This is a genomic window from Cellulomonas sp. SLBN-39 (assembly GCF_006715865.1).
GTDB lineage: Bacteria > Actinomycetota > Actinomycetes > Actinomycetales > Cellulomonadaceae > Cellulomonas.
Map to the genome: position 1 here is coordinate 729,083 of NZ_VFOA01000001.1, position 13,676 is coordinate 742,758.

Annotated in this window: 12 protein-coding genes; 3 read left to right on the forward strand and 9 right to left on the reverse strand. The window is 75.6% G+C overall.

The features are described 5' to 3' along the window. Window positions 1–8: 8 nt before the first annotated feature. Together FBY24_RS03185 and FBY24_RS03190 are read left to right on the forward strand one after the other, a co-directional pair. On the forward strand, window positions 9–731 hold the full coding sequence (locus FBY24_RS03185; protein WP_142158000.1) for a hypothetical protein: 723 nt from the start codon (window positions 9–11) through the stop codon (window positions 729–731). Between the two features lie 148 nt (window positions 732–879). Then, window positions 880–1,170 (forward strand): WXG100 family type VII secretion target, encoded by a 291-nt coding sequence (locus tag FBY24_RS03190; protein ID WP_140460656.1) that lies wholly within the window; start codon window positions 880–882, stop codon window positions 1,168–1,170. Here FBY24_RS03190 and FBY24_RS03195 read toward each other — a convergent pair. Further along, window positions 1,160–1,726 carry a VanZ family protein gene (locus tag FBY24_RS03195; RefSeq protein ID WP_160158415.1) on the reverse strand — a complete coding sequence of 189 codons (567 nt, stop codon included), beginning with the start codon at window positions 1,724–1,726 and terminating at the stop codon, window positions 1,160–1,162. The genes FBY24_RS03190 and FBY24_RS03195 overlap by 11 nt on opposite strands. A 213-nt stretch (window positions 1,727–1,939) precedes the next feature. On the opposite strand from FBY24_RS03195, the gene FBY24_RS03200 reads away from it, so the two are divergent. Further along, window positions 1,940–2,233, forward strand: a complete 294-nt coding sequence (locus FBY24_RS03200) for a DUF4031 domain-containing protein (RefSeq protein WP_142158005.1) — start codon at window positions 1,940–1,942, stop codon at window positions 2,231–2,233. Here the strand turns inward: FBY24_RS03200 and atzF are convergent. The 8 genes from atzF to urtA all read right to left on the reverse strand — a co-directional run bounded on the left by atzF (window position 2,184) and on the right by urtA (window position 13,478). Continuing rightward, window positions 2,184–3,923: an allophanate hydrolase gene (gene atzF, locus FBY24_RS03205; RefSeq protein WP_142158007.1), complete on the reverse strand. Its 1,740-nt coding sequence runs from the start codon at window positions 3,921–3,923 to the stop codon at window positions 2,184–2,186. The two genes, FBY24_RS03200 and atzF, sit on opposite strands and share 50 nt — an antisense overlap. Then, window positions 3,920–7,549, reverse strand: a complete 3,630-nt coding sequence (gene uca / locus FBY24_RS03210) for an urea carboxylase (RefSeq protein ID WP_142158009.1) — start codon at window positions 7,547–7,549, stop codon at window positions 3,920–3,922. The genes atzF and uca overlap by 4 nt, the downstream gene beginning before the upstream one ends. A 138-nt stretch (window positions 7,550–7,687) precedes the next feature. After that, window positions 7,688–8,425, reverse strand: a complete 738-nt coding sequence (locus tag FBY24_RS03215; protein WP_142158011.1) for a GntR family transcriptional regulator — start codon at window positions 8,423–8,425, stop codon at window positions 7,688–7,690. A 67-nt stretch (window positions 8,426–8,492) separates the two neighbouring features. Beyond that, complete coding sequence (urtE, locus tag FBY24_RS03220) at window positions 8,493–9,185, reverse strand: urea ABC transporter ATP-binding subunit UrtE (protein ID WP_142158013.1); 693 nt, start codon at window positions 9,183–9,185, stop codon at window positions 8,493–8,495. Beyond that, window positions 9,185–10,039: an urea ABC transporter ATP-binding protein UrtD gene (gene urtD / locus FBY24_RS03225; protein ID WP_142158016.1), complete on the reverse strand. Its 855-nt coding sequence runs from the start codon at window positions 10,037–10,039 to the stop codon at window positions 9,185–9,187. Before urtD ends, urtE begins: the two co-directional genes overlap by 1 nt. Beyond that, window positions 10,036–11,235 carry an urea ABC transporter permease subunit UrtC gene (urtC, locus tag FBY24_RS03230; protein ID WP_255432194.1) on the reverse strand — a complete coding sequence of 400 codons (1,200 nt, stop codon included), beginning with the start codon at window positions 11,233–11,235 and terminating at the stop codon, window positions 10,036–10,038. The genes urtD and urtC overlap by 4 nt, the downstream gene beginning before the upstream one ends. Further along, window positions 11,232–12,116, reverse strand: a complete 885-nt coding sequence (gene urtB, locus FBY24_RS03235; protein ID WP_142158018.1) for an urea ABC transporter permease subunit UrtB — start codon at window positions 12,114–12,116, stop codon at window positions 11,232–11,234. The genes urtC and urtB overlap by 4 nt, the downstream gene beginning before the upstream one ends. A gap of 87 nt (window positions 12,117–12,203) precedes the next feature. Beyond that, on the reverse strand, window positions 12,204–13,478 hold the full coding sequence (gene urtA, locus FBY24_RS03240) for an urea ABC transporter substrate-binding protein (RefSeq protein WP_142158020.1): 1,275 nt from the start codon (window positions 13,476–13,478) through the stop codon (window positions 12,204–12,206). Between the last annotated feature and the right edge of the window lie 198 nt (window positions 13,479–13,676).

Consider the following 13,676-nt stretch of genomic DNA (forward strand, 5'->3'; position numbering starts at 1 on the left):
CTTGATCCATGGGCGTCCATGACGCACCTGCCTGGCTGCTGCCGGCCTTCGTCCGTAGCGTCGCCGGAGCGGGCGGCACCGCCGCCCCCGACGACGTCCGTCGTACCGGGGAGGACCTCCTCGACCGCTGGACCCGTCCCGACCGGCACTTCCACAACCTCAAGCACCTCGTGGACGTGCTCGCCCGGGTCGACGAGCTCGACGAGGAGGCCCACGAGCCGGACCTCGTCCGGCTGGCCGCCTGGTACCACGGTGCGGTGTTCGACTCCGCGGAGCGCAAGGCGTACGCCAACAAGGGCGGCGAGGACGAGACGGCCTCCGCACGCCTGGCCGTCGAGCAGCTCGGTGCGCTCGGCGTGCCGGAGCAGCGCGCGCAGCGCGTGGGGGAGCTCGTGTCGGCGCTGGTGCGGCACGTGCCCGACCCGAACGACAGCGACTGCGCGGTGCTGTGCGACGCCGACCTGGCGATGCTCGCGACCGAGCCGCAGAAGTACAAGCAGTACGTGCTGGGGCTGCGTGCGGAGTACTCGCACCTGCCCGTCGAGGACTATGTGCGGGCCCGCGTGCGGATCCTGCGCAAGCTGCTGGCCCGCCCGTCGCTGTTCGTGAGCCCGCTCGCGCAGACGTGGGAGGAGCCGGCGCGGCAGAACGTCTCGGCCGAGCTGCAGCGGCTGGAGAAGGAGCTCGCGAAGATCGAGGCCGGTCAGGCCACGGGCACGTCCTCGGCCTGACCCACGAGCCGCCCACAGCCGGCGCCCTGCGGCGTCCGGTCCCGGGTCGGCGCTGTGGACCGACCCGGGCCCGGGCCGGGCTCGTAGCGTCCTCGTCACCCGCCGTCACGTGCCGCTCCCCCGCGGCCCGGCGGGCCGAGGGAGGGCCATGAGCCGGTACGAGGTCGACAGCACCCAGCTCGACGGGTCGGCGTCCGCGGTGCTCGCGCGCGCGGCGACGATCCAGCAGGAGGTCGCGGCGATGCAGCGCCAGCTCGCGGACCTGCAGGCCGGCTGGCGCGGCGGTGCTGCGGGCGCGTTCGGCGCGGTGGTCGCCGAGTGGTCGGGCACGCAGGCGCGGGTCGAGCAGTCGCTCGCGCAGATCGCGGCCGCCATGCAGGCCGCCGCGCGCACCTACGCGGACGCCGAGCAGCACGCCTCCCGCCTGTTCACGTCCTGACGGGGTCCACCGGGGCCGGGTGCCGGACGGTGCGCGCGAGCGCCCGGCCGGCCCAGGCGCCCAGGGCGCCGCCGAGCACGCACAGGAGGACGTCGTCGAGCACCGCCGACCGGCCCCCGACGATCAGCTGCCACGTCTCGATGCCGACGCCGACCGCCAGGAACGTCAGCACCGCGCGGCCCGCGCCCAGCCCGTGCCGGAGGCCGAGGAGCAGGCCGCCCGCCGCGAAGAGCACGAGGTTGCCGCCGATCTGCACGAACGGCACCTCCCAGTGCACGGCGTCCGTGAGCAGGGGCACGAGGTCGCCGAACGGGACCAGCTCCACGCTCGGGCCCCGCCCCGCGGACGGGCTCGCCCCCGGGACGAGGGTGATCAGCGCGACCGCGACCCCCCACAGGGCGACCAGCCCGTCGAGGAGCGCCTGCCGCGCGGCGGGCCACGACCGCTCGTGGCCGGTCCGCGACCAGCTCAGGTACGCGGTGAGCAGCAGCGCACCCCCGCCGAGCACCGCGACCACGGGGATCACCCAGGAGAAGTTCCGCCAGAGCTGGACCACGACCGACCACCCGTCCCACCACGTCTGCCGCGGCACCCCGCCGCGACATCCGTAGCCTGGACGACGGGCACCCGGCCACGGGCACGGTCCCGACGGCAGACCCGGCCCGCTGCGTCACGCACGGCGTGTCGTCGGGCGAGTCGTCCGGCGGGACGCCCGCTCGAGCTCCCGCAGCGGGCCGTCCACGCACCGACCCGGCCGTAGGCTCGGGGCGTGACCGTGCTCGTCGATCCTCCGCTGTGGCCGCGGCACGGCACCGTGTGGGGGCACCTCGTCAGCGACGCGTCGTACGAGGAGCTGCACGCGTTCGCGGAGCGCGCCGGGATCCCGCGGCGGGCGTTCGACCACGACCACTACGACGTGCCCGTCGAGCGGTGGGACGCGGTCGTGGCGCTGGGCGCCGAGCCGGTGGGCACGCGCGAGCTGGTCCGCCGGCTGCGCGCGTCGGGGCTGCGCGTCACGCACGAAGAGCGGCGAGCGCGGCCACCCAGCCGCCCGCGTCCGTGAGGTCGACCCCGCGCCCCGCGGCCTCGGCCGTGCAGCCGAAGCCCGTGACCCAGGTGCCGTCGCCCAGCTCGACGGGGCCGAGCTGCATGGGGGCGGGCAGGGCTGCGAGGAACCGGCCGAGGGCTCCCGTGGACAGCCGCCACACCTCCCCGACGATCGGCGCCCCGCCCCCCGGGCCGACCCGGACGAGGCCCGGCTTGCGCGGCGTGGTGTCGAGGCCGACCAGGCGGTAGGCGTCCGACGTCGTCACCGTGCGCTCGAACCGGGCGCCGAGGTCGACGAGCTGGCCCTGCAGGGGCTGCCCGCGCAGGTGCGCGCCGACCACGAGCAGCTCGACGCCGCCGTCGACCAGCAGCGGGGGTGCCCCGGTGCCGCCGAGCAGGCGGTGCGCGAGGTCGACCGCGAGCTGGTCGTCGAACGCCCGGGCGACGAGCGTGACGCCGAACGGCCCGTCCGCGGCCTGCCCCGCGGGGACGGCGACGGCGGCGAGGTCGAGCAGGTTGACGAAGTTCGTGTACGTGCCGAGGCGGGCGTTGACCTCGACGGGCTCGGCCTGCACGGCGGCGACGGTCGGGTGCTCCGTGGTCGTCGGGAGCAGGAGCAGGTCGCACCCGTCGAGCACCGCGTCGGCGGCGGCGCGGGCCGCGAGCAGTCGCCCGCGGTCGAGCACGTAGTCCGCGGCGGCGACGTCCGCGCCGGCCAGGATGATCCCGGCCACCGTGGGGTCGGCGTCCGCGGGGCCCGTCGCCAGGAAGTCCCCCACGGCCGCGTACCGCTCGGCCACGATCGCGCCGTCGTAGAGCAGACGCGCGGCGGCGAGCATGCCGGACACGTCGACCTCGACGACGCGCGCGCCCGTGCGGCGGACGGCGTCGACGGCCGTGTCGAACGCCGCCCGCCACCCCGGCTCCAGCGGTGCGAGGTCCGCGGCGCGCGGCACGGCCACGACGGGCTCCTCGCGCAGCGCGAGCCGGACCTCGGCGGGCCACGCCCGCGCCCGGGGGTCGTCCTGCCCGGCGCCGACCATGAGCCGCGTGGCCCGCACGCCCGTCGCCAGGTCGCGCGTGAACGTGGTCACGACGTCGTAGGACGGGCACGCGGGGACGACGCCGCCGGTGGGGACGAGGCCCACCGTCGTCTTGATCCCCACCAGGCCGTGGAAGGCGGCCGGCACCCGGCCGGAGCCGGCGGTGTCCGTGCCGACGCCGACGTCCGCGATCCCGAGCGCGACGGCCACCGCCGACCCGGACGAGGACCCGCCGGCCACGCGGCCGCGCAGCCACGCGTGCTCGACCGCGCCGTACGGGCTGCGGGTGCCGACCAGGCCGGTCGCGAACTGGTCGAGGTTGGTCTTGCCGAGCACGACCCCGCCCGCGTCGACGAGGGCCTGGACGGCGGGTGCCGTGGCCGTGGCGAGGCCTGGCCGGCCCGCCGGGTCGGTGGCGTACGACGGGCACGCCGCCGTGGTGGGCAGCCCGGCCACGTCGACGTTGTCCTTGACGGCCAGGGTCGTGCCGGCCAGGGGCAGGTCCTCCCCCGCGGCGAGCCGGGCGTCGACGGCGTCCGCGTCGGCCAGCGCCTGCTCGCGCGGGCGCAGGGTGATCCACACGTCGGGCCGGGCGACCTGGGCGATCCGGTCGTACGCGGCCTCGACGCGCGCGCGGGCCGCACCCGGCGCGACGGCGCTCACGCGTCCACCGCCAGCACGGCCAGGGGAGCACCGGGGCCGACGTGCTGGCCGGGCTCCACGAGCACGCGCACGACCCTGCCGTCGGCGGGGGCGGGCACCGCGAGCTCGAGCTTCATGGCCTCGAGCGCGACCAGCAGGTCGCCGGCGCGCACGTCGGCGCCCGCGAGCGCCTCGACGCGCCACACGGACCCGACCATCGGCGCCTCGACGAGCACGTGGCCGTCGGCCAGCTCGACCTCGGCGCCCGCGGCGGCCGGGGGTGGGACGACCTCGTCCTCGGCCGCGTCGAGCTCGCCCGCGGCGGCCCACGCATCGCGCTCGAGCGCGAAGGCGGCGGCGCGGGCGGCACGGGTGGCCTCGATCTCGTCCGCGTGCTCGGCCAGGACGGCGAGGTGCTCGCGGTAGGAGAACGTGCCCTCCTCGACGGTGAGCGCGAGCCGGCCGGCGGCGAACGCGGCGCGCTGCGCGGTGAGCTCCTCGGGGTCGACGAGGTCCCAGACGATCCGGTCGAAGAAGCGCAGCAGCCAGGGCACCCCCGGCTCGAAGGCGCCGTGCTGGCGGTGGCCGGACCAGATGGGCACGGTGCGCCCGACGAGCTGGTAGCCGCCCGGGGAGTCCATGCCGTACACGCACAGGTACTGCCCGCCGAGGCCGACGGTGTCGGCGGCGGTCCAGGTGCGCGCGGGGTTGTACTTGGTGGTCAGGAGGCGGTGGCGGGGGTCGAGCGGCACGGCGAGCGGGGCGCCGAGGTACACGTCGCCGAGGCCGAGCACGAGGTACTCGGCCGCGGCCATGGTGGCGCGGACGTCGTCGGTGGACCCGAGCCCGTTGACGCGGCGCACGAACTCGGCGTTCGACGGCAGCCACGGCGCGCGGGGGCGCACGCCGACCTGGTACCGCTCGACGGCCTCGGCGACGACGGGGTCGTCGAACGACAGCGGCAGGTGCACGCGGCGGGAGGGGACGACGAGGTCCTCGGTGGGCGGCAGGCCGTGCTCGAGGTCGACGAGCACGTCGACGAGCGCGCGGACCGGGAGGAGGGCGGGCTCGACGTGCACGTGCAGCGACCGGACGCCGGGGGTGATGTCGACGACGCCGGGCAGCGCGCGGGCACGCAGGGCCTCGCCGAGCGCGTGGACGCGCATGCGCAGGCCGAGGTCGAGCACCATCGGCCCGTACTCGACGAGCACGTTGTCGTCACCGCCGCGCAGGTAGACCACCTCGGGGCGGGTGACGGGGTCGCCCGGGTCGCCGGGGACGCGGGCCAGCACGCCGTCGTCGCCGTCGGGCCCGGTGGCCAGGCCGTCGAGGGCGCCGCGGGCCCGCGCCGGGGTCGAGGTGCGCAGGGTGTCGGCGGTGCCCTCCGGCACGGGGACGAGCCGCACGGTGTCGCCGGGGCGGATCTGCCCGAGCTTCCACCGGTGGCCGACCACGACGGTCACGGGGCACGCGAACCCGCCGAGGGACGGGCCGTCGGGGCCGAGCAGGATCGGGGTGTCGCCGGAGACGTTGAGGGCGCCGACGGAGTACGGGTTGTCGTGGAGGTTGGACGGGTGCAGCCCGGCCTCGCCGCCGTCGGGACGGGCCCAGCGCGGGCGCGGTCCGGCGAGGCGGATGCCGGTGCGGTTGGCGTGGGACTGCACCTGCCAGGTGGCGTCGTAGAGCATCGCCATGTCCTCGCGCGTGAAGTACGTGGGCGCGGGCTGCGGGCCCTCCTGCACGGCGAGCTCCCAGGCGTGCACGAGCGCGGGCCGGTGGTCGGCGGGGACGGGGGCCGGTGCCGGGGCGTCGTCGGGGACCGGCGCGGGCACGAGGGCGTCGCCGAGCGCGAGGGCGCGGCCGGTCTCGCCGCCGAAGCCGCCGAGGGAGAAGGTCGCGGCGGACCCGAGGTACTGCGGCACGTCGAGCCCGCCGCGGACGAGCACGTAGGTGCGCAGGCCGGGGCCGGGGGGCGCGCCGACGTCGAGGACGCCGCCGGCGGGGACGGCGACGGGCTCCCACTGCGGGACGGGTGCACCGTCGAGCGTCACGGGGGCCGCGGCGCCGGTGACGCAGACGACGGCGGGGTGGCTGAACCGCAGGCGCGGGCCGAGGAGCGTGCACTCGAGGCCGGGGGCGCCCTCGGGGTTGCCGAGCGCGACGTTGCCCGCCCGGAACGACAGGTCGTCCATGGGGCCGGAGGGGCTGATGCCGACGTCCCAGTGCCCGAGCCGCCCGGGCCAGTCCTGGACGGTGGTCATGACGCCGGGTCGCAGCACCTCGACCCACGGCTCGTCGTCGACGACGCCCGCGAGCGTGGACGTCGTGTGCTCCGCGGCGAGCACGGCGTCGTCGGCGACGGCGGCGCGCAGCAGCGGCAGGTTGGTGCTGACGCCGTGCACGGCGGTCGCGGCGAGGGCGCGGGCCGCGGCGGCGAGGGCGTCGGCGCGGTCGTGGCCGTGCACGACGACCTTGGCGAGCATGGGGTCGTAGTGGCTGGTGACCTCCTGCCCGGTCTCGGCCCAGCCGTCGACGCGCACGTCGGGCGGCAGGACCACCTGGGTGAGGACGCCGGCGCTGGGGCGGTGCCCGCGGCGGGGGTCCTCGGCGTAGACGCGGGCCTCGACGGCGTGCCCGTGGCGGGGCGGCCCGTCGTCGGGCAGCGCGGCGAGCTCGGTGCGCAGGTCGGCGTCGCCGCGGGCCAGGCGCAGCATCCAGCCGACGAGGTCGACGCCGGTGATCTCCTCGGTGACGGGGTGCTCGACCTGGAGCCGGGTGTTGACCTCGAGGAACGACACCTCCTCGCGGTCGACGTCGTAGACGTACTCGACGGTGCCGGCGGAGCGGTAGCGGACCGAGGACGTCAGGGCGCGGGCGGAGGACGCGAGCTGCTCGCGCAGGGCGGGGGCGAGCCCGGGTGCGGGGGCCTCCTCGACGACCTTCTGGTGGCGGCGCTGCAGGGAGCAGTCGCGGTCGCCGAGGCTGACGACGCGCCCGTCGCCGTCGCCGAACACCTGCACCTCGAGGTGCCGGGCCCGGCGCACGTACCGCTCGAGGAACACCCCGCCGCTGGCGAAGCTCGCGGACGCGAGCCGCTGGACGCGGGCGTAGGCCTCGCGCAGCTCGTCGGGGTCGGCGCAGGCCTGCATGCCGATGCCGCCGCCGCCGGCGACGGCCTTGACCATCACGGGGTAGCCGACGGTCTCGGCGGCGGCGAGCGCGGCGTCGACGTCGTCGAGGAGGCCGGAGCCCGCGACGAGCGGGACCCCGGCCCGGGCGGCGGCCTCGCGGGCGCTGTGCTTGTCGCCGAAGACGGCCAGGTGCTCGGGCGTGGGCCCGACGAACGCGAGGCCGGCGTCCTCGACGGCGCGGGCGAACACGGCGTTCTCGGAGAGGAACCCGTACCCGGGGTGGACGGCGCCCGCCCCGGTGGCCAGGGCGGCCTCGAGCACGGCGTCGTGGCGCAGGTACGACTCGACGGCCGGTGCGGGGCCGAGGCGGACGGCGACGTCGGCGAGGCGGACGTGCGGCGCGGCCGCGTCGGCGTCGGAGTGCACCGCGACGGTGCGCAGCCCGAGGGCGGCGGCGGAGCGGATGATGCGGACGGCGATCTCGCCGCGGTTGGCAACGAGCACGGTGTCGAACACGGCGGGCCCCTCGGTCGTCGGCCGACAGCGGCGTTCCGCCGGGCTGTCGACGGGGCTGTATACACCCCGGTATCCGGACCGTAGGAACCGTGTGTTTCGCCGCCGCCGCCGCGGGGTAAACCGTGCGTTACGCCCGGGTCAGCCGGCGACGGCCATCCGCGCCATGGCCGTCGAGGCCCGCTCCATGACGACCTCGAGGGACTCCCCCACGTGCTTGTGCAGGGCCGTCAGGGCGTCGGGCAGCTCGCGCGCGAGCACCAGGCCGAGGATCGCCAGGTGCTCCTCGATCGTCGCGGTGATCCGCTCCTCCTCGACGAAGTCGTGCATGCGCACCGCGCGGATCTTCTGGTTCACCGTCACCAGGGCCCCGGTCAGCTGGCCGTTGCCCGACGCGCGCGACAGCGTCTGGTGGAAGCCCTCGTCGACCACGACGAAGCTCGCGTCCGGGACCGGCACGTCGTCGCGCAGCTCCTGCCAGCGCTCGAGCTCGGCGCGCAGCAGCACCTCGTCGTGCCGCACCTGCGGGTTCTCGATCGCGCGCGCGATGCCCCGCAGCTCGAGCGCGATGCGCAGCTCGTACAGGTCGCGCAGGTCCGCCAGGGACGGCACGACCACCGCGTACCCGAAGTCCGTGCGCTCGACGAGACCGTCCGAGAGCAGCCGCGACAGCGCCTCGCGCACCGGCGTGCGGGAGACCTCGAAGGCCTTCGACAGCTTGGGCTCGGTGAGCCGCTCGCGGGGCGAGACCCGGCCGTTGAGGATCTCGTCGCGCAGCCGGTGGTACACCACCTCGCGCAACGACCCACCACCTGCTGCGGCCCCGGTCGTCGACGTGTCGTTCGCGTCGACGACGCCGGCCTCCAGGCCAGTTCCCATGCTCACGAAGCGTAGACCTCTCTGCTGGACGGGCCGTACGCCGGCCCGTGCGACCACCCGACCGGCGCTACAGGGCCATCGCCGCGCGCACCCGCCCCTCCTGCTCGGCACCGCCGGCGCCCGAGGCGCCCACCCGCCCCGACTCGAGCACCACGAACCGCACGCACGCGGCGAGCGCGAACCCCACGTGCTGCTCGACGAGCAGCACGCCGAGCCCGCCCGCGGCCAGCTGCACCACGGCGTCCTCGATCTCGGCGACCACCGACGGCTGGATGCCCTCGGTGGGCTCGTCCAGCACCATCACCCGCGGCCCGGTGACCAGCGCCCGCGCGATCGCGAGCTGCTGGCGCTGACCGCCGGAGAGCAGCCCGGCACGCCGGCCCAGCACCTCGCGCAGCGCCGGGAAGAGGTCCAGGGCCTCGGCCGTGCGCCGGGCGCCCTCGCGGCCCGCGACGTCGGCGACCAGCCGCAGGTTCTCGCGCGCCGTGAGCTGGCCGAACGCCTGCTGCCCCTGCGGCACGTACGCCAGCCCCCGGCGCACCCGCTGGTGCGGGCGGGTGCGGCTGACGTCCTGCCCGTCGAGCAGCACCTGCCCGGTGCGCAGCGGCAGCAGGCCGACGGCGGCCCGCAGCAGCGTGGTCTTGCCGGCCCCGTTGTGCCCGAGCACGGCGACGACCTCGCCCGCGCCGACCTCCAGGTCGACGCCGTGCACGACCGTCGTGCGCCCGTACCCGGCGTGCACGTCCTGCAGCCGCAGCATCACTCCACCTCCGTCGACGTGGTGCGCGGGCCGCGCCCGTGCGCACCCGTGCCCAGGTACACCTCGACCACCCGCGGGTCCGCCTGGACCTGGGCCACGCTGCCCTCGGCGAGCACGCGGCCCTGGTGCAGCACCGTCACCGACGAGGCGAAGGCCCGCAGGAACTCCATGTCGTGCTCGACGACGACGACGGTGCGCTGCTCGCCGATGCGCTGCAGCAGCAGCCCCGTCGCCTCGCGCTCGGCCTGGCTCATGCCGGCGACCGGCTCGTCCAGCAGCAGGAGACGGGCGTCCTGCACGAGCAGCATGCCGATCTCCAGCCACTGCTTCTGCCCGTGCGCCAGGACGCCGGCCGGCAGGTCGCGCGCACCGGTCAGCCCCACCGTCTCCAGGGCCGCCTCGACCTCCTCGGGCACCTCGCGCCGGGCGCGCAGCAGGCTCAGCGGCCGGCGGCGCGCACCGGCGGCGATGTCGAGGTTCTGCAGCACGCTCAGCTCGTCGAACACGCTCGCGGTCTGGAACGTGCGGCCCACGCCCGCGCGGGCGACACGGTGCGAGGGCCGGCCGAGGAGCTCCGTCCCGCCGAACCGCACCGAGCCGCTCGCCGGCGCGAGGCCGGTGATCGCGTCGACGACCGTCGTCTTGCCCGCACCGTTGGGGCCGATGAGGAAGCGCAGGTCGCCCTGCGTCACGGTGAGGTCGACGCCGTCGACGGCGACGAAGCCGTCGAAGACCACCCGCAGGTCGCGCACCTCGAGGTAGTCGTGCCGGAACCGGGCCGCGGGGGCGGCGATGACCTGCTCGAGCGCCTGGGGGTCCAGGTGCGCGACCGGGTCGGGCTCGGACGTGCTCATGCGGTCCTCCCAGCGGGGTCGGGGGCGCCGGCCGGGTGGGCGGCACCGGTCGCGGCCGGCTCGGGCGCGCCGGCTCCCGCGCCGTCCCGGGCGGGCGGCGCGGGGTCGCCGGCCGCTCCCCCGGGCCCGCCGCGGCGGCGTCGGCGACCGAGGGTCGCCAGGCCGTCGGGCAGGAACGCGACGACGAGGATGAACAGCGCACCCTGGAAGTAGGTCCAGAAGGACGGGAACTGCTCCGACAGCGACGTCTCGGCCCACGACACCGCGACCGAGCCGAGCACGGGGCCGAGCAGCGTCGCGCGCCCGCCGATCGCGACGCCCACGAGCAGGCCGATGGACGGCACGACGCCCACGTCGGCCGGCGAGATGATGCCGACGACCGGGGCGAACAGGGCCCCGCCGACCGCAGCGAACGCGGCCGCGACCGCGTACGCCACGACCTTGACGACCGCCGGGTCGTAGCCGAGGAACCGGACGCGGTTCTCCTGGTCGCGGACCGCGACGAGGAGCTCGCCGAACCGCGAGCGCATGAGCGCCCCGACGGCCACGACCATGGCGATGAGCACGCTCGCGGCGATGTAGTAGAGCATCCGCTTGTTCACGGGGTCGGCCAGGTCGTACCCGAAGAACGAGCGGAACCCGTTGAGGCCGTTGGTGCCGCCGGTGACCTTCTGCTGGCCGACGAGGAGGATCGCGAACGCGGCGGCCAGGGCCTGGGACAGGATCGCGAAGTACGCGCCGCGCACCCGCCGGCGGAACACCGCCAGGCCGAGGACGACGGCCAGCCCGGCGGGCAGCAGGAGGATCGCGAGCACGGTGACGACCGGGGAGCGCAGCGGCTCCCACCACCCGGGGACGACGCCGTCGCCGTACAGGAGCATGAAGTCGGGCACGCCGCCGGGGCCGGCGTCGGCGAGCTTCATGTGCATCGCCATGAGGTACCCGCCGAGGCCGAAGAACACGCCCTGGCCGAGCACGAGCATGCCGCCGCGGCCCCAGGCCAGGCCGATGCCGACGGCCACCATGGCCAGGCAGAGGAACTTGGCGAGCAGGTTGAGGCGGAAGTCCGACAGGACGGCGGGGGCGACGCCGAGCAGCAGGACCGCGGCCAGCGCGACCCCGCCCCAGGTGCGCGCGGCCGGGCGGCGCCACCAGACGGCGGCGGTCCCGGCGGCGGGTGCGGGTGGGGCGCTCATGCCAGGCTCCGCGTGCGGACGGCGACCAGGCCCTGCGGCCGCAGCTGCAGGAAGGCCACGACGACGACGAAGACCAGCACCTTGGCCAGGCTCGCGGTGGTCGAGTACTCGAACGTGGCCTGGATCAGCCCGAGCCCGAACGCGGCGATCACCGCGCCCTTGAGCTGGCCGATGCCGCCGACGACGACGACGAGGAACGCGTCGACGACGTAGGCGGTGCCGAGCGTCGGCCCGATCGACCCGAGCAGGGTCAGCGCGACCCCCGCCACCCCGGCGATGCCGGAGCCGAGGAAGAACGTCAGCCGGTCGGTGGCGCGGGTGGAGACGCCGGACGTCTCGGCCAGGTCGCGGTGCTGCACGGTCGCGCGGATGCGCCGCCCGAGCGGGGTCAGCCGCAGCACGAGCGCGAGCGCGACGACCGCGAGCACGGCCAGGGCGAGGATGAACAGGCGCGTGCGCGGCAGGTCGAGGCCGAGCACGGGCACGGCCCCCTGCAGCCAGGCGGGGGCGCGGACGTCGACGTTGGGGGCGCCGAACACGTCGCGCGCGAGCTGCTGGAGCACGAGCGCGACGCCGAAGGTGACGAGGAGGGTGTCCAGGGGTCTGCGGTACATGCGCGAGAGCAGGGTGACCTCGAGCAGCAGGCCGAGCAGGCCGCCGACGAGGAACCCGAGCGGCAGGGACACGAGCAGCGAGACCCCGGCGTCGGCGACGACCTGCTGCACGACGAACGCGGTGTACGCGCCGGCCATCATGAGCTCGCCGTGCGCCATGTTGATCACGCCCATCTGCCCGAAGGTCAGGGCGAGGCCGAGCGCGGCGAGCAGCAGGACCGAGCCGAGGCTCAGGCCGGCGAAGAGCTGGGAGAGCAGGGCGTCCATGCGGCGCCGCCTTCCGTGGTCGGCGGCCGGCGCCGGGCCCGGTGCGCACACGCGGCGCGCACCGGGCCCGGCGGCCGGCCGGGCGGGTCAGGACAGGCCCTCGGCCCAGTCGTAGCCCTCGAGGAACGGGTCGGGCTCGATGGGGCCGTCGGACTCCCACACCGGGTAGATGAGGCCGTCCTCGGCGATCTCGCCGATGTAGGCGGTCTTGGCGATGTGGTGGTTCTCGCCGTTCACGGTCACGGTGCCCTCGGGGGCGTCGAAGGTGACCCCGCCGGCGGCCTCCTGGATCGCGGCGACGTCGAAGGACCCGGCCTTCTCGACCATGCCCTTCCACAGGTGCAGCGAGGTGTAGGCGGCCTCCATCGGGTCGGACGTGGGCCGGTCCTCGCCGTACCGCTCCTTGAACGCGGCGACGAACGCCTCGTTCTCGGGCGACTCGACGGTCTGGTAGTAGTTCCACGCGGTGAGCTGCCCGACGACGTTCTCGACGCCGATGCCGCCGACCTCCTCCTCGGCGATGGACACCGAGACGACCGGCACGTCCTGCGCGGTGAGGCCGACGTTCTTGTACTCCTTGAAGAACGCGACGTTGGAGTCGCCGTTGAGCGTGTTGAACACCGCGTCGGCGCCCGAGGCCTTGAGCTTGTTGACGATCGTCGCGAAGTCGGTGTGCCCGAGCGGGGCGTACTCCTCGCCGACGATCTCGATGCCGTTCGCCTCGGCGTAGGCGTTGATGATCTTGTTCGCGGTCTGCGGGAAGACGTAGTCGGAGCCGACGAGGAAGACCTTGGTCTTGCCCTGCTCGGCGAGGTAGTCCATGCCGGGGATGATCTGCTGGTTCGTGGTGGCGCCGGTGTAGAAGATGTTCGGCGACGCCTCGAGGCCCTCGTACTGCACGGGGTAGAACAGCAGGGCGTCGCGCTGCTCGAAGACGGGCAGCATGGCCTTGCGGGACGAGGAGGTCCAGCCGCCGAAGACCGCGGCGACGCAGTCGGAGCTGATGAGCTTCTCGGCCTTCTCGGCGAACACGGTGGGCTCGGACGCGCCGTCCTCGCCGACGACCTCGAGCTGCTTGCCGAGCACGCCGCCGTCGGCGTTGATCTCCTCGGCGGCCAGGTCGAGGGCGTCGCGGACGGTCTGCTCGGAGATGGCCATGGTGCCGGACAGGGAGTTGAGGAAGCCGATCTTCACGGTGTCGCCGGAGGTGTCGACGCAGGAGGAGGCGGCGGTGCCGGCGGCGGCCTCGCCGGTGGCCGAGGTGCGCGCGCCGCACGCGGTGAGCACGAGCGCGGCGGCGAGGGCGGCGGCGGGCAGGGCGACGGCCCGGGTCCTGGCCGCGCGGGTCGGGGCTGTGGTCAACGGAGTGCCTTTCGCTGGGCGGTGCTGACGGGCGGTGCCGGACGCGGGCCGACCGCTGCGCCCCGGGCTGTGTCCCGCGGCGTATACAGGTCGCTTCCCATGGGCCGAGACGCTAGGGACGCCGTGTTTCGGCCGTCCGCCACCCGGTGTAAACACTCCGTTTCGCGTGTATACACACCTGGACACAGGCGCGCGCCA

Bases quoted from the DNA above. Each gene is read 5' to 3' on its own strand.
- FBY24_RS03185 (WP_142158000.1), top strand. From the start codon at position 9: ATGGGCGTCCATGACGCACCTGCCTGGCTGCTGCCGGCCTTCGTCCGT.
- urtD (WP_142158016.1), bottom strand. From the start codon at position 10,039: ATGAGCACGTCCGAGCCCGACCCGGTCGCGCACCTGGACCCCCAGGCG.
- FBY24_RS03215 (WP_142158011.1), bottom strand. From the start codon at position 8,425: ATGGGAACTGGCCTGGAGGCCGGCGTCGTCGACGCGAACGACACGTCG.
- urtE (WP_142158013.1), bottom strand. From the start codon at position 9,185: ATGCTGCGGCTGCAGGACGTGCACGCCGGGTACGGGCGCACGACGGTC.
- FBY24_RS03190 (WP_140460656.1), top strand. From the start codon at position 880: ATGAGCCGGTACGAGGTCGACAGCACCCAGCTCGACGGGTCGGCGTCC.
- urtB (WP_142158018.1), bottom strand. From the start codon at position 12,116: ATGGACGCCCTGCTCTCCCAGCTCTTCGCCGGCCTGAGCCTCGGCTCG.
- urtC (WP_255432194.1), bottom strand. From the start codon at position 11,235: ATGAGCGCCCCACCCGCACCCGCCGCCGGGACCGCCGCCGTCTGGTGG.